General features: G+C 63.9%; 20 protein-coding genes and 1 riboswitch. Of the genes, 11 read left to right on the plus strand and 9 right to left on the minus strand.

What is annotated here, in order from left to right:
• The 5 genes from uvrC to prmB form a co-directional block, all read left to right on the plus strand.
• The coding region (gene uvrC / locus VGP39_RS02395; protein ID WP_327566510.1) for an excinuclease ABC subunit UvrC at positions 1–1,444 on the plus strand (1,444 nt) is incomplete at its 5' end.
• A 90-nt stretch (positions 1,445–1,534) separates the two neighbouring features.
• The gene (gene pgsA / locus VGP39_RS02400) at positions 1,535–2,149 is read left to right on the plus strand and encodes a CDP-diacylglycerol--glycerol-3-phosphate 3-phosphatidyltransferase (RefSeq protein ID WP_327566511.1); all 615 of its coding nucleotides are present in this window, start codon (positions 1,535–1,537) and stop codon (positions 2,147–2,149) included.
• Positions 2,146–2,397: a molybdopterin converting factor subunit 1 gene (gene moaD / locus VGP39_RS02405; RefSeq protein ID WP_327566512.1), complete on the plus strand. Its 252-nt coding sequence runs from the start codon at positions 2,146–2,148 to the stop codon at positions 2,395–2,397. Before pgsA ends, moaD begins: the two co-directional genes overlap by 4 nt.
• A 219-nt stretch (positions 2,398–2,616) precedes the next feature.
• Positions 2,617–3,084 carry a molybdenum cofactor biosynthesis protein MoaE gene (locus tag VGP39_RS02410; RefSeq protein ID WP_327566513.1) on the plus strand — a complete coding sequence of 156 codons (468 nt, stop codon included), beginning with the start codon at positions 2,617–2,619 and terminating at the stop codon, positions 3,082–3,084.
• Complete coding sequence (gene prmB / locus VGP39_RS02415) at positions 3,084–4,034, plus strand: 50S ribosomal protein L3 N(5)-glutamine methyltransferase (protein WP_327566514.1); 951 nt, start codon at positions 3,084–3,086, stop codon at positions 4,032–4,034. Before VGP39_RS02410 ends, prmB begins: the two co-directional genes overlap by 1 nt.
• Before the next feature lie 96 nt (positions 4,035–4,130).
• Here the strand turns inward: prmB and VGP39_RS02420 are convergent, their stop codons facing one another.
• Complete coding sequence (locus tag VGP39_RS02420) at positions 4,131–5,243, minus strand: branched-chain amino acid aminotransferase (RefSeq protein ID WP_327566515.1); 1,113 nt, start codon at positions 5,241–5,243, stop codon at positions 4,131–4,133.
• Positions 5,244–5,494: 251 nt separating this feature from the next.
• On the opposite strand from VGP39_RS02420, the gene VGP39_RS02425 reads away from it, so the two are divergent.
• The 3 genes from VGP39_RS02425 to VGP39_RS02435 are packed head-to-tail and all read left to right on the plus strand — an operon-like array spanning position 5,495 to position 8,140.
• Complete coding sequence (locus VGP39_RS02425; RefSeq protein ID WP_327566527.1) at positions 5,495–6,016, plus strand: MarR family winged helix-turn-helix transcriptional regulator; 522 nt, start codon at positions 5,495–5,497, stop codon at positions 6,014–6,016.
• A complete protein-coding gene (locus tag VGP39_RS02430; RefSeq protein ID WP_327566516.1) occupies positions 6,013–6,741 on the plus strand; it encodes a response regulator transcription factor in 729 nt (242 codons plus the stop codon). Before VGP39_RS02425 ends, VGP39_RS02430 begins: the two co-directional genes overlap by 4 nt.
• 10 nt (positions 6,742–6,751) lie before the next feature.
• Positions 6,752–8,140, plus strand: coding sequence for an ATP-binding protein (locus VGP39_RS02435; RefSeq protein ID WP_327566517.1), 1,389 nt, complete (start codon positions 6,752–6,754; stop codon positions 8,138–8,140).
• A 144-nt stretch (positions 8,141–8,284) separates the two neighbouring features.
• On the opposite strand, the gene proC is transcribed toward VGP39_RS02435, so the two are convergent.
• Both proC and VGP39_RS02445 read right to left on the minus strand, forming a co-directional pair.
• Positions 8,285–9,115, minus strand: a complete 831-nt coding sequence (gene proC / locus VGP39_RS02440; RefSeq protein WP_327566518.1) for a pyrroline-5-carboxylate reductase — start codon at positions 9,113–9,115, stop codon at positions 8,285–8,287.
• A gap of 174 nt (positions 9,116–9,289) precedes the next feature.
• A complete protein-coding gene (locus tag VGP39_RS02445) occupies positions 9,290–9,790 on the minus strand; it encodes a YbjN domain-containing protein (protein WP_327566519.1) in 501 nt (166 codons plus the stop codon).
• Positions 9,791–10,202: 412 nt separating this feature from the next.
• Positions 10,203–10,353: riboswitch (FMN riboswitch) on the plus strand.
• Between the two features lie 69 nt (positions 10,354–10,422).
• On the opposite strand from VGP39_RS02445, the gene VGP39_RS02450 reads away from it, so the two are divergent.
• Entirely contained in the window at positions 10,423–10,980 is a 558-nt protein-coding gene (locus VGP39_RS02450) for a 6,7-dimethyl-8-ribityllumazine synthase (RefSeq protein ID WP_327566520.1), read from the plus strand.
• Between the two features lie 274 nt (positions 10,981–11,254).
• Here the strand turns inward: VGP39_RS02450 and VGP39_RS02455 are convergent, their stop codons facing one another.
• The 6 genes from VGP39_RS02455 to VGP39_RS02480 all read right to left on the minus strand — a co-directional run bounded on the left by VGP39_RS02455 (position 11,255) and on the right by VGP39_RS02480 (position 16,680).
• Positions 11,255–12,208, minus strand: a complete 954-nt coding sequence (locus VGP39_RS02455) for a ribose-phosphate pyrophosphokinase (RefSeq protein ID WP_327566521.1) — start codon at positions 12,206–12,208, stop codon at positions 11,255–11,257.
• Positions 12,209–12,374: 166 nt separating this feature from the next.
• Positions 12,375–13,001 carry a hypothetical protein gene (locus tag VGP39_RS02460; protein ID WP_327566522.1) on the minus strand — a complete coding sequence of 209 codons (627 nt, stop codon included), beginning with the start codon at positions 12,999–13,001 and terminating at the stop codon, positions 12,375–12,377.
• A gap of 199 nt (positions 13,002–13,200) precedes the next feature.
• The gene (gene pgeF, locus VGP39_RS02465) at positions 13,201–13,971 is read right to left on the minus strand and encodes a peptidoglycan editing factor PgeF (protein ID WP_327566523.1); all 771 of its coding nucleotides are present in this window, start codon (positions 13,969–13,971) and stop codon (positions 13,201–13,203) included.
• Positions 13,968–15,023, minus strand: coding sequence for a class I SAM-dependent methyltransferase (locus tag VGP39_RS02470; RefSeq protein ID WP_327566528.1), 1,056 nt, complete (start codon positions 15,021–15,023; stop codon positions 13,968–13,970). Before VGP39_RS02470 ends, pgeF begins: the two co-directional genes overlap by 4 nt.
• Positions 15,024–15,079: 56 nt before the next feature.
• Positions 15,080–15,928: a prolipoprotein diacylglyceryl transferase gene (gene lgt, locus VGP39_RS02475; RefSeq protein WP_327566524.1), complete on the minus strand. Its 849-nt coding sequence runs from the start codon at positions 15,926–15,928 to the stop codon at positions 15,080–15,082.
• An 11-nt stretch (positions 15,929–15,939) separates the two neighbouring features.
• A complete protein-coding gene (locus VGP39_RS02480; protein WP_327566525.1) occupies positions 15,940–16,680 on the minus strand; it encodes a dienelactone hydrolase family protein in 741 nt (246 codons plus the stop codon).
• A 171-nt stretch (positions 16,681–16,851) separates the two neighbouring features.
• Here VGP39_RS02480 and VGP39_RS02485 point away from each other — a divergent pair, with 171 nt between their 5' ends.
• Both VGP39_RS02485 and VGP39_RS02490 read left to right on the plus strand, forming a co-directional pair.
• Entirely contained in the window at positions 16,852–17,133 is a 282-nt protein-coding gene (locus VGP39_RS02485) for an accessory factor UbiK family protein (protein ID WP_327566529.1), read from the plus strand.
• A 349-nt stretch (positions 17,134–17,482) separates the two neighbouring features.
• A complete protein-coding gene (locus VGP39_RS02490; RefSeq protein ID WP_327566526.1) occupies positions 17,483–17,782 on the plus strand; it encodes a BrnA antitoxin family protein in 300 nt (99 codons plus the stop codon).
• Positions 17,783–18,005: the final 223 nt, after the last annotated feature.

The raw sequence follows: 18,005 nt of genomic DNA on the forward strand, positions 1-18,005 counted from the left end.
CACGGCGCTGCAGCGCGCGTTCCTGGTGCGCTCCTGCACCGATTCGTTCTTCGAAAGCCGCACCCGGCCGTGCCTGCTGTATCAGATCCGGCGCTGCGCGGGGCCGTGCACCGGCGAGATCGATTTCCCCGGCTATACCGACCTGGTGCGTGAGGCGACGGAGTTTCTGTCCGGCCGCAGCCGGCTGGTCAAACAGCAACTCGCCGGCGAAATGGAGAAGGCCTCAGTGGAGCTGGAGTTCGAGAGCGCCGCGCTGTACCGCGACCGCCTCGCGGCGTTGTCGGCGATCCAGTCGCAGCAGGGCATCAATCCACGCACCGTGGAGGAGGCCGACGTGTTCGCCATCCATCAGGAGGGCGGCTATTCCTGCGTCGAGGTGTTCTTCTTCCGCACCGGCCAAAACTGGGGCAACCGCGCCTATTTTCCGCGCGCGGAAAAATCCTTCACGGCCGAAGAGGTCTTGAGTTCGTTCCTCGCGCAGTTCTACGATGACAAGCCGCCGCCGAAACTGATCCTGCTCTCGCACGACATCGAGGAATGCGAACTGCTGGCCAGCGCGCTCTCGATCAAGGCCGGCTTCAAGGTCGAGGTCAACACGCCACGGCGCGGCGAGAAGAAGGAAATGATCGCACATGCGCTGACCAATGCGCGCGAGGCGCTGGGGCGCAAGCTCGCCGACACCGCGACGCAAACGCGGCTACTGCAGGGGCTGGTCACGACATTGAGCCTGCCGCATGTGCCGAAGCGTATCGAGGTTTACGACAACAGCCACATCCAGGGCACCAATGCGGTCGGCGCCATGATCGTCGCCGGGCCGGATGGTTTTATCAAGAACCAGTATCGCAAGTTCAACATCAAGTCAGAGGGGCTGACGCCCGGCGACGATTACGCCATGATGCGCGAAGTCTTGCAGCGGCGCTTCAAGCGGCTGCTGACGCCGCCGGCCGAAGGCGAAGCGGCAAGACGCAAAGACGACGATTCGTTTCCGCAATGGCCCGACCTCGTGATCATCGACGGCGGCCGTGGCCAGCTCAACGCGGTGAAGGAAATTTTCGACGGTTTTGGGCTGACCCAGGTGTTGCTGCTGGCGGTGGCCAAGGGGCCGGACCGCGACGCGGGGCGCGAGACGCTGTTCATTCCCGGCCGCGAGCCCATAAAGCTGGAACCGCGCGACCCCGTGCTGTATTTCATCCAACGGCTGCGCGACGAGGCGCATCGCTTTGTGATCGGCTCGCACCGCAAGCTGCGCAAGAAGGACATCCGCGAGGCGGGCCTGCAGGAAATTCCTGGCATCGGGCCGTCACGCAAACGTGCTTTACTGCATCACTTCGGAACCTTGAAGGAAATCGAGCGCGCCTCGATCGCCGACCTCGGCAAGGTTCCGGGCGTCAGCGCCGAAAGCGCGCGCAAGATTTTCGAGTTTTTCCACGCGCAGCCGGGATAGCGATGAATTCTGCGGCATATTGCAGCGTCTGCCACGGGATCACGGCGGCGCGGTGTTGACCTCGGCGCTGCGGCGGTATTGGTAAGACGGATGAATGTTGTCACCACCAGAGCGGCGCGGCACTCGTTCTCGCTGCCAAATATCCTCACTTACGCCAGGATCGCCGCGATCCCGGTGGTGGTGGGCTGTATCTATGTGCAGGCCATCATGGACGGGCCGCTGTGGCTGCGCTGGGTGGCATTGGCGGTCTTCATCGCCGCCGGTGTTACGGATTTTCTCGATGGCTACTATGCGCGAATCTGGGACCAGCATTCGGCGTTCGGGCGCATGCTCGACCCCATCGCCGACAAGCTGTTGGTGGCATCCTGCCTGCTGATGCTGGCTGCGGACGGAATCATTCACGGCTGGACGCTGTGGGCCGCCATCGTGATTCTATGCCGCGAGATTCTGGTGTCGGGCCTGCGCGAATATCTTGCGGCGCTTCGGGTCAGCGTGCCCGTGACCAAGCTTGCGAAATGGAAGACCACGGTTCAGCTTGTCGCGATCGGCTTTCTGCTCGCGGGCGAGGCCGGCGATCAGGTCGTGCCGGTCGTGACCCAGATCGGGCTGCTGCTGCTGTGGATTTCGGCGATCTTCACCATCTACACCGGCTGGGATTACTTCCGCGCCGGCATCCATCACCTCATCGAGGAGGACGAGGGATGAAAGTCAAGTATTTCGCCTGGGTGCGCGAGCGCGTCGGCAAGGCCGAGGAGACGGTCGAGCCGCCGGCCGATGTCCGCACCGTCGGCGAGCTGATGGGCTGGCTTGCGCAGCGCGGCGAGGACTACGCCCACGCGTTCGAAACGCCGCGGGTGATCCGCGCCGCCATCGATCACACCCACGTCCGGCCGGACACAGTGATCGCAGGTGCACGCGAGATCGCATTCTTTCCGCCGATGACCGGCGGCTAAGTTCATGTTGGAGCGCGGCGCGAACGCTTCTTCACCTCTCCCCGCGGAGGAGAGGTCGACGCGCATCGTCAGATGCGCGGCGGGTGAGGGGACTTTCCGCGAATCCGGCCTGTGTGGAGACCCCCCTCACCCGAAGCCTGCGCTGGGCTCCGGCTTCGACCTCTCCCCTCCGGGGAGAGGTGAGAAGGAGCTGCTTCAACCTAAGTTCATTATGCGCCGATGACCGTCCCCGTCACCATCCGCATCCAGCAAGCCGATTTCGACATCGCGCAGGAAATCGCAGCGCTGACCAAAGGCCGCACCGATATCGGCGCGGTGGTGACGTTCAGCGGAATCTGCCGCGGCGCCGAGGGCGGCGACACTATCGCCGCGCTGACGCTGGAACATTATCCGGGCATGGCGGAAGCGGAAATCGCGCGGCATGCCGAGACGGCGGCGTCGCGCTGGCCGCTCACCGGCCTGACCGTCATTCACCGCGTCGGCCGCATCGCGCCCGGCGAAAACATCGTGCTGGTGGTGACCTCGTCGGCGCACCGGCACGCCGCTTTCGAGGCGGCCGAGTTTTTGATGGATTATCTGAAAGCCCACGCGCCGTTCTGGAAGCGCGAGGAGGGTGCAACGGGGACAGGCTGGGTCGATGCCCGCGAGCACGATGATGCCGCGGCCGAGCGCTGGACCAAGTCCTGATGACCAAACGCGCCAAAGCGCCGGCGAAGCGGCGCCCTGCCACGCCAAAACCTGCAAAGCCCAAGCCATTTGAGCGCTGGACGCTGCTCGATTTCTTGCGCTATGCGACGAGCCGCTTTATCGAGGCCGAGCTCGTATTTGCGCATGGCACTGACGATGTATTGGCGGAAGCCGCCTTTCTGGTCTGTGAAGCGCTGCATCTGCATCCCGACCAGTTCGAAATGTTTGCAACGGTACGGACCACCGAAGCTGAGACCAGGAAAATTCTTGAGCTCATCGAGAGCCGTGTCGCGACCCGCAAGCCTGCCGCCTATCTCGTCAACAAAGCCTACATGCTCGGCTTGCCTTTCTATGTCGACGAGCGCGTGATTGTGCCGCGCTCCTTCATCGGAGAACTGCTGGATTCGCATTTCAGTGAGGGTGGTTCGCTGATCGATGACCCCGCGGCGGTTGAAGGCGTGCTCGATCTCTGCACCGGCTCGGGCTGCCTCGCGATTCTGGCTGCGCGCGCATTTCCCCACGCGAAAGTCGATGCGGTGGATATTTCAAAGGACGCGCTCGACGTCGCCGCGCGCAACGTGACCGATTATGGGATCGGGCATCGCATCTCATTGCATGAAGGCGATCTGTTCAAGCCGCTCGGCGGCAAGCGATATGACCTGATCATCAGCAACCCGCCCTATGTCGACGCCGAAGGCATGGCCGGCCTGCCGCGCGAATGCCGGTTCGAACCGAAACTGGCGTTCGATGGCGGCGCCGATGGGCTGGATATCGTGAGGCGCATCTTGACTGAGGCCGGCAGGCACCTCACGCCGCAAGGCGGGCTATTGTGCGAAATCGGCCGCGGCCGCGAATTGCTTGAAGCCGAGTTTCCGCAATTGCCGCTGCTCTGGCTCGACACGCAAGAGTCCGAAGGCGAGGTGTTCTGGATCGGGGCAAAGGATTTGTAGGGCGGATTAGCGCAGCGTAATCCGCCGTGCCGTGCGCGAGACCGCGGCGGATTACGCTTCGCTAATCCGCCCTACGATGTCTGCGCCTGTCGCCCCTCACAGCACCTTTCTGATCCAGTCGTGCGGATCGGCCGCGCGTCCGTACTGGATGTCGATCAGCTTCTTGCGCAGCCCCATCGCGACCGGGCCGGCCGTGCCGCCGCTGATGAGAAAATCGCCGCTCGCGGAACACACCTTGCCGATCGGCGAGATGACGGCCGCCGTGCCGCAGGCGAAGGCCTCTTTCAGTTTTCCGCTGGCGGCATCGTTGCGCCACTGATCGATGGTGTAGAGCTGCTCGCGCACCAGCGTGCCGGAATCCTTGGCGAGCGCGATGATGGAATCGCGGGTGATGCCGGGCAGGATCGTACCGAGCGGCGGCGTCAGCAGCGAGCCGTCGTCGAACACGAAGAAGATGTTCATGCCGCCGAGCTCCTCGACGTAGCGGCGCTCGACCGCATCGAGGAAAACCACCTGATCGCAGCCGTGATCGATGGCCTCGGCCTGCGCGCGCAGGCTCGCGGCGTAATTCCCGCCGCATTTGACGGCGCCGGTGCCGCCGATTGCGGCGCGCGTGTAGTTCTCCGACACCCAGATCGACACCGGCGCAGGTCCGCCCTTGAAATAGGAGCCGACCGGCGAGGCGATGACGGCGAAGATGTATTCGGCGGAAGGCTTGACGCCGAGGAAGACCTCGCTCGCGATCATGAAGGGCCGCAGATAGAGACTGCCCTCGCCGCCGGGGATCCAGGCGCGGTCGATGCGCACGAGCTGCTCGACCGCTTCGATGAACACCGGCTCGGGCAGGGGGGCCATGGCCATGCGATCGGCCGAATTCCGGAAACGCCGGGCATTGGCGTCGGGGCGGAACAGGTTCACGCCGCCGTCGTCGCGCTTGTAGGCCTTGAGGCCTTCGAAAATCTCCTGCGCGTAGTGCAGGACAGCCAGGGCGGGATCGAGCGGGAAATTCGCCCGGGATTCCACCCGCGCGTCATGCCAGCCCTTCGCTTGACTGTAGCGGACGATCGCCATGTGATCGGTGAAAATCCGGCCGAAGCCGGGGTCCACGAGCCTGGCCGCGCGCTCCTTCTCGGACGTCGGATTCGGCGCTGGCTGGATTTCGAATTTCGTCCAAATCGCAGCATCGATTTTGTCGAACGAAACTCCCATGGACCTATCTCCCGGATTGCCCTCGCCGCGGCTTTGCGGCGGCGCTGGCTGGTTTATGTCAGGTCTGGACCGCCCGCAAAACCGGTTTCCCGTCAAGCAGGACAGGCTTTGGCGGAAGAGGGAAGTCTAGTATGCTTCTCAAATCGGACCTTTCGGTCCGGCCGTGACGAAAGTTCTAATATTTCGCCACGATGGCTCGTTTTGTAATATTGAACCCAAGATATGTCAATATGCCTGACGTAAAGTTTTCGATGCGAGCGGTAGAGCGGGAAGCGGAAGTCTCTCCCGGCGCCCGTTCGGCTGCTTTGCGCTGGGATATCATCGAGCTGTTGTTCTTCGCCTATCGGGATTTTGTCGGCGATGCCGACCATGTGCTGGAGGATTTCGGGTTTGGGCGGGCGCATCACCGCGTCCTTCATTTCGTCCACCGTTATCCCGGGCTGAAGGTGGCGGACCTGCTCGACGTGCTGCGCATCACAAAACAGTCGCTGGGACGGGTTCTAAAGCAATTGCTCGATGAGGGGTATATTGTCCAGAAGGCCGGCGCCAAGGACCGCCGCGAACGCCTTCTTTTCGCCACCGCAAAGGGCGAGGCGCTGGTAGCCAAGCTCGCCGGGCTCCAGACCGATCGCATTAACAGCGCGATGGGCGAGCTAGATTCCGCCGGTGCGGAAACGGTGCGGCAGTTCCTGCGCGGGATGATCGATCGTGACGATCCCGACAAGGTGCTGGAAGCGATATTCGGAACCGGCAGCGCAACCGCGAAGGAATGATCGTGCCCCAGACTGCGACAATCGCACGAACGCCGCCGCAACCGGCCGACGATGCCCCGCATCTGCTGCTGGTCGATGACGACCGCCGCATCCGCGATCTGCTGTCGCGCTTTCTGGCCGGCGAAGGCTATCGCGTCACCACCGCGATGAGCGCCGGCGATGCCCGCGCAAAACTGCTCGGCCTGCACTTCGACCTGTTGATCCTCGACGTGATGATGCCCGGGGAGACCGGTTTCGATCTCGCCCGCTTCATCCGCTCGGCCTCGACGGTGCCGATCATCATGTTGACGGCGCGGGACGAAGCCGATGCTCGCATCGAGGGCCTGCAGATCGGCGCCGACGATTACGTCGCCAAGCCGTTCGAACCGCGCGAACTGGTGCTCAGGATCGGCAATATCCTCAAACGCGCGGCGCCGCCGCCGGTGGAGACGCTGGAGCAGATCGCATTCGGACCCTATGTCTATCATCTCGACCGCGGCGAATTGCGCCGCGGCGAGGAAACCGTGCATCTCACCGATCGCGAACGCGAGATGCTGCGCATTCTCGCGCTGACGCGCGGCGACACGGTGCCGCGTAGCGCGCTCACCGGCGGCGGCACCGTCAACGAGCGCGCGGTCGACGTGCAGATCAACCGGCTGCGGCGCAAGATCGAGCGCGATCCCGCCAATCCGCTGTTCCTGCAGGCGGTGCGCGGCATCGGCTATCGCCTGGTGGCGTCGCCGTGAGGCTGATGGCATGAGCACGCTGGACACCGGCCTAACGCTGATCCGCACCGCCGCCGGGCGCGTCTCGGCGGTCAATGGCCGGATGGGCAACGCGTTCAAGAGCTGGATGCCCACCGGACTCTATGCCCGTGCGCTGCTGATCATGATCGTGCCGATGGTGATCCTGCAATCGGTGGTCGCCTTCGTGTTCATGGAGCGGCACTGGAACACGGTGACGCGGCGGCTGTCGGCGGCGGTGGTGCAGGACGTCGCGGCGCTGATCGATGTCTACAAGGGTTTTCCGCAGGACAAGGACCGCGCCCAGCTGCGCAGGATCGCGCAGCAGCGGCTTGGACTGGTGGTGGATTTCCTCCCGGTCGGCGACATGCCGCCGCCGGGTCCAAAACCGTTTTTCTCGCTGCTCGATCAGACGCTGTCGGTGCAACTCGGCCGGCAGATCGGCAGGCCTTTCTGGATCGACACGGTCGGCCGCTCCAACCTCGTGGAAATCCGGATCCAGCTTGACGATGCGGTGATGCGGATTTTCGCCCAGCGCAGCGCCGCCTATGCGTCGAATTCGGAGATTTTCATTTTCTGGATGCTGGGCACCTCATCGATCCTGCTGATCGTCGCGGTGCTGTTTCTGCGCAACCAGATCAAGCCGATCCTGCGGCTCGCCGACGCCGCGGAAAGTTTTGGCAAGGGCCGTGAAGTTCCGGACTTCCGGCCCCGCGGCGCCCGCGAGGTGCGGCGCGCGGCGGCGTCGTTCCTGGAGATGAAATCGCGCATCGAGCGCTCGATCGAGCAGCGCACCGCGATGCTGGCCGGCGTATCGCACGACCTGCGCACCATCCTGACCCGCTTCAAGCTCGAACTGGCCTTGATCGGCGACAGTCCCGAAGTCGACGGCATGCGCCGGGATGTCGACGAGATGGCCGGCATGCTGGAAGCGTATCTGGCGTTCGCGCGCGGCGACAGCGGGGAGCAGGCGCAGCCGACCGACATGGCGCTGGCGCTGGAAGAACTGCGCAGCGATGCCGAGCGTCACGGCCACGCCGCGACCGTGGTGTTCCACGGGCTGCCCGTGGTGACGGTAAAGCCGGCTTCGTTCAAGCGCTGTCTCGCCAATCTGGTGTCGAACGCGGCGCGGCACGCCGATGCGATCGCGATCACCGGCCATCGCGACCATCGCTACCTCACGGTGACGGTGGACGATGACGGGCCGGGCATTCCGCACGACATGCGCGAGGAAGTGTTCAAGCCGTTCCTGCGGCTCGACGATGCCCGCAACCAGGACGAGGGCGGCACCGGCCTCGGCCTCGCCATCGCCCGCGACATCGCGCGCTCGCACGGCGGCGACATCACCCTCGGCGACAGCCCGATGAGCGGGTTGCGGGCCACGGTAAGGGTGCCGGTGTAGCTACTCGTCACACGCATCACCGTCATCCTGAGGAGCCGCGCACTTGCGCGGCGTCCCGAAGGATCGACCGCTTGTGCCTGTGGCCACATCCTTCGAGGCTCGCCCAAGAGGGCGAGCACCTCAGGATGACGATGTGCGGGAAAGCTACTTCGCCAATTCCTTTGACCGCTGCGTCGCCGCCGCGACGGCGCGGGTCAGCAGCGCCTGCATGCCGTCCGGTCCCATCAACACTTCGAGCGCCGCCGCGGTGGTGCCGCCGGGCGAGGTCACGTTCTGGCGCAGCATCGCCGACGCGAGCTCCGAGCGATGCAGCAGTTCACCGGAGCCGGCGACGGTTTCGCGCGCCAGCTTGCTCGCCAGATCCGGCGGCAGCCCGGCTTCGATGCCGGCGCGCGCCAATTCTTCCGCGAGCAGGAACACGTAAGCCGGCCCCGAACCGGAGACCGCGGTGACCGCGTCCATCAGCGCCTCGTCGCCGATCCATTCCACCGAGCCGATGGCGCGCAGCAAGGCATCGGCGGCCGCGCGCTGTGCGGCGCTGACGTTATCGGCCGCCACCGCGACGGTGATGCCGCGGCCGATCGCGGCGGGCGTGTTGGGCATCGCGCGCACGACGTTGCCGCCGCAGACCTCGTCGATCGACGCGATGGTCATGCCGGCCATGATCGAAACCACAAGCGTGGAGGATCGCACGAACGGCTTCAGGCCAGGACCGGCCTCGCGAAACATCTGCGGCTTCAGCGCGATCACCACTGCCGCGACGTCGCCGATGTTCTTTGCCGCGGGATTGAGCCGCACGCCGCGCGCGGCGAGCGCGTCGATTTCGCCGGAGGGATAAGGCTCGATCACCACGACGCGGTTTAAATCGAGCCCCTGCGCCAGCCAGCCCGATAGCATCGCGCCGCCCATCTTGCCCGCGCCGGCGAGCACGATCGTGCCTTCGATATTAGCTAGCGTGCTTGTTGGTGACGTCATCCGAAACACATACCGCGTCGTCCCCGCGCAGGCCGGGACCCATAACCCCTGGCATTTCTATTTCATAGGAGGGGTTGCAACAAGCGCCGTGCAACAACATCGGCGACGGCGTATGGGTCCTCGCCTTCGCGGGGAGGACGCTAAATTTGTTGCGAAGCGCGTCGCCAAGGAAAATTACGCCTCGCCCTCGGTGTCGAACATTGCCGCACTCATCGCTTCGGCCGCGGATTTGCCGGCCCACACCACGAACTGGAACGCCGGATAATAGCGCTCGCAGGCGTGGATGGCGCTGACCAGCATGGTCTCGCATTGCGCGGTCGAAGCCGCCAGGCCGCCCGGCAGCACCAGCGCCTGACGGTACATGATCATGCCGGTGTGGGTCCAGATATCGAAATGCCCGACCCACAATTGCTCGTTGATGGAAGCGATCAGGCGCTGCACCTCGGTGCGGCGCGGGGCTGGAATCTTCATGTCGAAGGCGCAGGCCAGATGCAGCGCCTCGATCTCGGTCATCCAGGTGAACGACAGCTGGTAATCGGTCCAGTCGCCCTTGGAGACGATGGTGACCTCGTCCTCGCCGGAACGTTCGAACGACCAGTTGTTGCTGGCGGCGATGTCCTCGACCACCGCAAGCGGATTGTTCGGGGAATCGATGATGCCTTCGAGCAGGGACATGCCGTCTCGACCTTGCCTTTTGATGTGTTGATACGCACGCGAGCTAGCCGACACGCGCTTGAGGTGACGCGCCGCTGCGGGGTGCAATTCCGGCAACGCCAGAGCTTGCGTGGCTCAAGTGATGTGATTTGCGGAATCCGCGCAACTGGACGAGGAGTCCGTCCACAGGCAATGCGCGCGCCGTCCACAACTGATCGCGGCGAAGCGTCGATCGCGTCGTTAACCAGCGGAACAAAACGGAATCAGGACGGTGCTTTTGCCACAATGGTTAATTTTCTGCACAACCAGGGCGAGCTTTTCCCTTAAGCTTCGCCTTGCCGTCATGGCGGCTATGCAGGTTCCCCATAACCAAGGCACTTGCTGGCGACCCGATGCTTCGGCATAGTTAGCCGAGGTCGCTCAACCGGGCGGCCGATGTTCTCAGGGCGGGGTGAAAGTCCCCACCGGCGGTAAGGGCTCAGAAGCCCAAGCCCGCGAGCGCCTTCTTCCCTTGAGGAGAAGGGTCAGCAGATTCGGTGTGATTCCGAAGCCGACGGTTAAAGTCCGGATGAAAGAGAACGGTCGCGACAGCCGCATCTTTGCGCGGCGCGTCGTTCCGTGTGCCCTGATTCTGGTCCTGAAAGAGGAAAGCCATGAATCAGATGTTGCAAGACGCTCCCGAAGTAAAAACCTCCCAGCCTACCGATCGTCCCCCGCCTGCAGCGGGATACAGGCGATTCGCCAAGCCGCAACGCGTCGCATTCGTCCAGTCGTCCTGGCATCGCGAAGTGGTGGAGGAATGCCGCATCGCATTCTTGAGCGAGATCGAGGCACGCGGCATCGCGCGCGCCCATGTCGATCTGTTCGAAGTGCCGGGCTCGTTCGAGATCCCGCTGCATGCGCAGATTCTCGCAAAAACCCGGCGCTACACCGCGATCGTCGCCGCCGGCCTCGTGGTCGACGGCGGCATCTATCGCCATGAGTTCGTCGCCGACACCGTGATCAAGGCCTTGATGGACGTGCAACTGCGGACCGAAGTGCCGATCTTCTCGGCGGTGCTGACGCCGCAGCAGTTCCACGAAAGCGCCGTGCATCTAGAATTTTTCCGCAAGCATTTTGTCGTCAAGGGCATCGAGGTCGCGGAAGCCTGCGCCAACACCCTGCTCAGCCTGGAGCGCCTGCGCGGCCAGGTCGCCGCGGGGATCGTGTAAGCGGAGGCACAATCTCTCAACGGGTCGTCGCCGCGCAGGCGGGCACCCATAACCCCTGGCGTTTGTAGTTTATGGAAAAGTTGCAACGACTGTCTACATAACAGGCAACGACACGGCGTATGGGTCTCCCCTTCGGGGGTAGGGGAATCGCATGTGCATGAACAAATAAGGAATCGCCGACGGTTTTGGTCGATATGTTCGTCCAACGATTCACCTTTGTTCACGCTTCGATTCACACATGCGATTACCCTGCCTTCGGGGGGGGGACGACGGCTCAGTCGAACAGGCTCGACACCGACTCTTCCGCGGCGGTGCGGCCGATCGCTTCGGCGATCAGCGAGGCGATCGACAGCGTGCGGATGTTGGTGGCGACGCGGACCGCGTCGGTGGGCTGGATCGAATCGGTGATCACCAGTTCCTTCAAGCGGGAGCCGGCGATACGCGCGGCGGCGCCGCCGGAGAGCACGCCGTGGGTGATGTAGGCGTAGACGTCCTTGGCGCCGTTGGCGAGCAGCGCGTCGGCGGCGTTCACCAGCGTGCCGCCGGAATCCACGATGTCGTCGACCAGGATGCAGGTATATCCGGCGACGTCGCCGATCACGTTCATCACTTCGGATTCACCGGCGCGTTCGCGGCGCTTGTCGATGATGGCGAGCGGCGTGTTGATGCGCTTGGCAAGTCCGCGCGCGCGCACCACACCGCCGACGTCGGGCGACACCACCATGACATTGGCGAGGTCGAAGCGCTCCTTGATGTCGCGCACCATCACCGGCGAGGCGAAAAGGTTATCGGTCGGGATGTCGAAGAAGCCCTGGATCTGCCCGGCGTGCAGGTCGAGCGTCATGACGCGGTCGACGCCGGCCCGGGTGATCAGGTTGGCCACCAGCTTGGCGGAGATCGGCGTGCGCGAGCCGGATTTGCGATCCTGCCTTGCATAGCCGAAATAGGGAATCACCGCGGTGATGCGGCGCGCCGACGAGCGGCGCAGCGCATCGGTGATGATCAAGAGTTCCATCAAATTGTCGTTGGCGGGAAACGACGTCGACTGGATGACGAAGGCGTCGGAGCCGCGGACGTTTTCCTGGATTTCGACGAAGATTTCCATGTCGGCGAAACGCCGGACCACGGCCTTGGCAAGCTGCAGGTCGAGGCCTTCGGCGATTTCCTGCGCCAGCACAGGGTTGGAATTGCCGGCGACCAGCTTGATCGAGCCGTTCTTGGCCGACATCGACGCTTTCCCCCGTAACCCGGTGGTTGCAACATTGAGCATATTGAACACCCACGGTACTGGCGCGTTTTGACGAGCGAGGTGATATCAAGCAGGGGCCGGAGCGGCAACCCGCCGCAGGCGGTTTTCCTGCGCAAAATCCGGACCCGGAGCGCGATTCATATGGTTAACGGGCGCTGTAGCTCAGCGTGCTGACGCTGAATACACCCGAAGGCTGAGGCGGCTGCAGCCCCGCAACCGCGGGTCCCCGGCCGCGCGGCGCCGGCGGCGCCGCCGGCGCGTCCGGCAGCGCCGTTCCGTTGATCATGCCGGAAAGGCCGGTCAGGCCGGCCTGAGCTATACGCCGCAATACTACATCGTCGGCGGCGGCCCAGGCGTCGCGTCCGGCCTTGCCGGCCGGCTCCTCGCCGGAAAGACGCAGCGCCCGCTGCTGGTCGCGGTCGTAGACGTCCCACACCCAGGCAATCGTGGTGCGGCCACGGCTGACCTGCGCCGCCAGATAGCTTCTGATGCGATACGACGCCGATCCCTCGCGCGATACGATGGCGACGTTGCGCAGCTTGGATTCGCTGTCGAGCAGGCCCACCATGCGGTCGAATACCTGCGGCGGCGGACCGTCGATCGATTCGAAGGTAACGGTGGCGCCGCCCCCGGCCGACGCGAATGCATTGCCCGCGGCGCCGCCGCTGGCACATCCGCCAAGGCCGCTACCCAGCCCGCACAGCAGCGCCAGCAGCGCCGCGGCGCGCAAAGCGCGCGCGGCGGAGCCCGCGATGCGGTCGAGCAATAGCATTTCGTTTGACGTCCCTGTTACGTCGAGCGATACCGTTAAAACGCGTTAAGGTCTATTGCAGGAGAGCAACACAGTCCCACGCCGTCATGCCCGGGCTTGTCCCGGGCACTCACGTGTTTCTTGAAAATCCAGGCAGGAAGATGTGGATGGCCGGGACAAGCCCGGCCATGACGAGAGAAAAGTATTAGCGCCGTCGCCCCTACTCGCCTTCCAGCACAATCGCATGAACGTGCCGTCCGTAGTCCGGCTCGCCGCGATGCACCGAGCAGCGGTAGCTGTAGAAGCGCTCGTCGGAATAGGTGTCGATGCCGGTATCGTCGATCATCAGCACTCCGGCGTTTTCCAGCCGCATTCGGATGAAGCCTGCGAGATCGAACATCGCATGGTTTTCGCGCGACGATGGGATAAAAAATTCCGCATTGTCCACGTCGGCCTGCATGAACCGTTCGACGAACTCCCCGCCGACTTCATAGCTGTGCTGGCGGATCAGCGGCCCGATCGCGGCGACGATGCCAGCGCGCTCGGCGCCGAGTTTTTCCATCGCATCGATCGTCGATTCCAGAACGCCGGTCAGCGCGCCCTTCCAGCCGGCATGCGCTGCGCCGATCACGCGGGTGCGGGGATCGACAAACAGTATGGGCCCGCAATCGGCCGCGGTAACGCCGATGGCGAGGCCTTCGGTCCGCGTCACGATGGCGTCGGCGCGCGGACGAGACGCGCCGTCCCATGGCGCGGCGGCTGCCACGGCATGGGCCGAATGAATCTGGAACGCGGTGAGAAGGTGCGTCGGCGCCACGCCCAGCTGCGCCGCCATGCGCCGCCGGTTTTCCGCCACGCGGGATGCTTCGTCCTGCGAGCCGATGCCCCCATTGAGGCTTTCGTAGATGCCTTCGGACACCCCGCCGTCGCGGGTGAAGAACCCGTGGCGCAGGCCGGAAATGGCGGAGAGCAAGGGCGATCCCAGCGTCATGGGGTCGCCGTCTCGCCGTCGGAAAATCCCGCCAGCGTCTCGAGCGCGGGATCGGAAACCGCGAGCACCTTGAACATCGATCCCATGCCGCCGCGGCCGCCTTCGGTCAGGCGCTTCAGCGCCCCCGCAATGTCCTCGGAAACCTCCGGCGTGGTCTTGGCCATCAGCGTCGCGGCGCGCTGCTCGATGCCGAGGCGTTTGAGGAATTCGCCCTGCGACGCCGGCCCGTGCACCCGCGCGCCGAGATCCTCGGCGGCGCGCGCCAATGCCTGAAAATCGACATGTGCGGTGACGTCGGCCTGACCCGGATTTTTCAAGGGATCGGCGAAGCTGTGGCGGGCGATGGCCTGAAAGGTGTCGCCGGCGTCGCTGCGCAGATGGCCGTAGTCGATGATCAGCGCGGCGCCGCCCTGATCGCGAACCCGCGTGGCGATCTTCATGATCTCGGCGTCGGGCCTCCACTCGAATACCGCGCCGACCGGCGCCGCGCGCACCAGCGGCGGCAGCAGCACCTCGAAGCGCGGCATCGGCTCGGCCGACGCGCCAAAGGCGAGCGCGCCGTCGGTGCCGATCTCGACGGTGCGCTCATGCCAGCCGGTCTCGCGCTTCACCACCTGGTGCACCGGCAGCACGTCGAAATATTCGTTGGCCAGCATGACCGAGGGTCCGGCCGGTATCTCGTCGAGGTGATTGTGCCAGGCGATGTTGCGCACGCCCGACAACGTGGCTTTCTGCTTCTCGCGCAGCACCGGATTGATTTCGACCAGATGGATGCTCAGCGCCTGATAGAGCGGCGGCAGCACGCGCAGCGCGCGCAGTGCGTCCGCCATCATGGTGCCGCGGCCGGGGCCGAGTTCGATCAGCCGCAGCTCCGGCGGCGAATCCATTGCCCGCCATACCGACGCCGCCCACAGCCCGAGCAATTCGCCGAACATCTGGCTGACTTCAGGGGCTGTGGTGAAATCGCCCTCGCGCCCGAGCGGATCGCGCGAGACGTAATAGCCGTATCTCGGATGCGTCAGGCACAATTCCATATAGCGCCACACCGGCATCGGGCCGGACGAGGCGATCCGTCGCTTCAGTTCGGCCTCAAGCTTCGAAGTTTCGGTCACGGCGTTGCCTGGCTCATCGCTTGCGGTCGCGGTCCGCGGCGCCATGCCAGCACAATGAGGATGCCCCCTGCAATGATCATCGGCAGCGACAGCAGCATTCCCATGGTCAATCCGCCCCAGAGAAATCCGAGCTGCGGGTCGGGCTCGCGAAAGAATTCGCCGACGATACGCGCAAACGCGTAGATCGCGATAAAGCTGCCGAGGATCAGCCCGGGCCGCTTCAAGGCGCCTGCACGGATCATCAGCGCCAGGATAACAAACAGCACGATGCCTTCGAGCCCCGCTTCATAAAGCTGGCTGGGGTGGCGCGGCAGCGGTCCGCCATTGGGAAACACCATGGCCCAGGGCACGCTGGAATCCGCCGGGCGGCCCCACAATTCGCTGTTGATGAAATTGGCGAGCCGCCCGAGCAACAGCCCGATCGGCCCGACCGCGGTGGTGATGTCGCCCAGCGATAGAATTGAAAGGTTGTTTTTCCAGCAGAACAGCATCACGGCTGCGACGCAGCCCAAAAAACCGCCGTGAAACGACATGCCGCCCTTCCACAGCTCGAAGATCTCGGCGGGATGCTGGATGAAGAACGGCAGGTTGTAGAATAGCACATAGCCGGTGCGGCCGCCGAGGATGATGCCGATCGTCACCCAGAGGATGAAGTCGTCCATCTGCGGCAGCGTGATCGGCGCCGGCCCGCCCCATAGTTTTTCGCTTTTGATCAGCGCGCGGGCATAGACCCAGCCCAGCACGATGCCGCCGATATAGGCCAGCGCATACCAGCGGATCGCGACCGGCCCAATGGCGATGGCGATGGGGTCGAACACCGGAAACGCGATGGCGAGCAAGGGCATCGAGAATTGGCTTACGACGACAGGTTGCGGCGATACAGCGCGAGCAGCCGTTCCCAATGACGCTCGGCGGCGTCCCTGTGGTAGACCGGCCGTTTCGGAAACGCGAAACCGTGATGCGTGCCGGGATAGATCTCGACCTCGGCGTTGGCGCCGTCGGCCTTCATCGACTGCTTCACCTTCTCGACCGTTTCCATCGGCGCATAGACGTCGGTCTCGGCGCAGCCGAAATAGAGTTCGGCCTTGGTCTTTGTGCCGGCAAGGTGCGGACTGTCCGGCTTGTCGGTTGCAAGCGCCACGCCATAGATCGATGCCGCAGCCCTGACGCGGTCGGGAAAATGCGTCGCGGCGTTGATGGCGTATTGCCCGCTCATGCAATAGCCTACGGTGCCGATCGGCCCCTTGCTTGCCGCAGGCTGGGTCGCGGCGAAATCAAGCAGCGCCCTGGTGTCGTCCATGACAAGCGGAATGCTGAGCGAGTGCATCAGCTCGAACATCCGCTTGCGCTCCGGCGATTCCGGATCGGCCGGCAGCGGCCCAAGTTCCATGACGCCTTTGCGGTAATACATGTTCGGCAGCATCACGTAATAGCCTGACGTCGCCAGCCGCCGCGCCATGTCGCGCAGTTCCTCGCGGATCGCCGGCGCGTCCATGTAGAAGATGACGATGGGGAACGGGCCGCCGCGTTCGGGGTGGCTGATGAAGGTGGTGGTCTCGCCGTCCGTGGTTGGAATCTCGATCTGCTGGTCGATCATGGCGCTATTGTTCCGGTGTGTGTTTCTCGCGTGCGGGGCCCGCTTATCACGATTGCGGGCAAACCGCAGCCTGAAAGACGGTCCTTGCACCCCAGGAAACCGGGCCGAGGCTTGAACAAAACGGTCGGGATCGCCATTGTCAGGACTGACCCGCAGCCGGAGATTTTTGCCATGACCCAGACCAGCAACCGGTTTTTCGACGAGATCGGCCGCCTGATGAACGACGCCGCCGGCGCCGCCCAGGGCGTCAAGCGCGAGGTCGACACCGTGGTGCGCAACCAGGCCGAAAAAATCCTGCGCGACCTCGACATCGTCAAGCGCGAGGAGTTCGAAGCGGTGAAAGACATGGCGCGCCTCGCCCGCGAGGAAAACGAGGCGCTGAAAGCGCGCATCGCGGCGCTGGAAGCAAAGCTGGGAGTGTCGGCCGCCCCGTGGCCGCCTGCTGAAGACTGACGGATGAGTGCGCACGTTTTGCGTCATGCGCGAGCTTGACTCGCGAATCCATCGATCTTGATCGCGAATTATCGTCATACATAATCGTTGACGCAACGAATTATGTATGTACATTTAATTTCGTTGAAGGTCACCTTCGACCAAACGACTCGTCACCCTGCGAGAGCGCGGGATCGATTTCGCGACCGATGCGGAGAAGGTGTTCGGGCCGTAAAGCGACATTCGTCAGCGATCGTTCCGATTACGGCGATGTTCGTCTGCTCACCATCGGTTGGTTGAATGAGCGAATGGTGCTCATGGTCTGGACCGAGCGGCGCGGATCGCCACATCATCTCGATGAGGTATTGCCATGCTAAGGAAGCAGAAAAGCTCATCAAGCGGTTCGACAAAACGTAAGCCTTGGGTCGACCCGGACGACGCACCTGAAATAACGGATGAATTGCTGGACCGCGTCTGGGATAGCGCCGAAATCAGTGAAGGCGACAGGATCATCCGCCGCGGTCGGCCGCCGCTCGGCGAAAAAGCCAAGGGCGTGGTGACGATGCGGCTCGACGCGGACGTGCTGGAGTCGTACCGGGCACTCGGTGCCGGCTGGCAGACTCAAGTCAATGCCGACCTCCGCCGCGCGCGCAAACTGAAGAAGGCATGACGGATTGCCCCACACCGGGCTATTTGGGTACGGCGCGAAGCGCAGAAAAATCGCCGCATTTCCTTGTATTTCCGCACCGTTGCGGCTAGAACGCCGCCACGTCCGCGGCCCCCGCACCCCTGGAGGCTTGCTGCGGCGTGAAAACGGGCCGCATAGCGGCCTTTAACTTTTACTGAACAAGGACTTAACCGATGGCGACCGTCAAGGAATTGAAGGCGACCGC

This window comes from Bradyrhizobium sp., assembly GCF_036009065.1.
GTDB lineage: Bacteria > Pseudomonadota > Alphaproteobacteria > Rhizobiales > Xanthobacteraceae > Bradyrhizobium.

Excerpts from the sequence above, each read along its gene's own strand:
- pgsA (WP_327566511.1), top strand. The coding sequence starts at position 1,535 with ATGAATGTTGTCACCACCAGAGCGGCGCGGCACTCGTTCTCGCTGCCA.
- moaD (WP_327566512.1), top strand. The coding sequence starts at position 2,146 with ATGAAAGTCAAGTATTTCGCCTGGGTGCGCGAGCGCGTCGGCAAGGCC.
- VGP39_RS02410 (WP_327566513.1), top strand. The coding sequence starts at position 2,617 with ATGACCGTCCCCGTCACCATCCGCATCCAGCAAGCCGATTTCGACATC.
- prmB (WP_327566514.1), top strand. The coding sequence starts at position 3,084 with ATGACCAAACGCGCCAAAGCGCCGGCGAAGCGGCGCCCTGCCACGCCA.
- VGP39_RS02420 (WP_327566515.1), bottom strand. The coding sequence starts at position 5,243 with ATGGGAGTTTCGTTCGACAAAATCGATGCTGCGATTTGGACGAAATTC.
- VGP39_RS02425 (WP_327566527.1), top strand. The coding sequence starts at position 5,495 with ATGCGAGCGGTAGAGCGGGAAGCGGAAGTCTCTCCCGGCGCCCGTTCG.
- VGP39_RS02430 (WP_327566516.1), top strand. The coding sequence starts at position 6,013 with ATGATCGTGCCCCAGACTGCGACAATCGCACGAACGCCGCCGCAACCG.
- VGP39_RS02435 (WP_327566517.1), top strand. The coding sequence starts at position 6,752 with ATGAGCACGCTGGACACCGGCCTAACGCTGATCCGCACCGCCGCCGGG.
- proC (WP_327566518.1), bottom strand. The coding sequence starts at position 9,115 with ATGACGTCACCAACAAGCACGCTAGCTAATATCGAAGGCACGATCGTG.
- VGP39_RS02445 (WP_327566519.1), bottom strand. The coding sequence starts at position 9,790 with ATGTCCCTGCTCGAAGGCATCATCGATTCCCCGAACAATCCGCTTGCG.
- VGP39_RS02450 (WP_327566520.1), top strand. The coding sequence starts at position 10,423 with ATGAATCAGATGTTGCAAGACGCTCCCGAAGTAAAAACCTCCCAGCCT.
- VGP39_RS02455 (WP_327566521.1), bottom strand. The coding sequence starts at position 12,208 with ATGTCGGCCAAGAACGGCTCGATCAAGCTGGTCGCCGGCAATTCCAAC.
- VGP39_RS02460 (WP_327566522.1), bottom strand. The coding sequence starts at position 13,001 with ATGCTATTGCTCGACCGCATCGCGGGCTCCGCCGCGCGCGCTTTGCGC.
- pgeF (WP_327566523.1), bottom strand. The coding sequence starts at position 13,971 with ATGACGCTGGGATCGCCCTTGCTCTCCGCCATTTCCGGCCTGCGCCAC.
- VGP39_RS02470 (WP_327566528.1), bottom strand. The coding sequence starts at position 15,023 with ATGCCGGTGTGGCGCTATATGGAATTGTGCCTGACGCATCCGAGATAC.
- lgt (WP_327566524.1), bottom strand. The coding sequence starts at position 15,928 with ATGCCCTTGCTCGCCATCGCGTTTCCGGTGTTCGACCCCATCGCCATC.
- VGP39_RS02480 (WP_327566525.1), bottom strand. The coding sequence starts at position 16,680 with ATGATCGACCAGCAGATCGAGATTCCAACCACGGACGGCGAGACCACC.
- VGP39_RS02485 (WP_327566529.1), top strand. The coding sequence starts at position 16,852 with ATGACCCAGACCAGCAACCGGTTTTTCGACGAGATCGGCCGCCTGATG.
- VGP39_RS02490 (WP_327566526.1), top strand. The coding sequence starts at position 17,483 with ATGCTAAGGAAGCAGAAAAGCTCATCAAGCGGTTCGACAAAACGTAAG.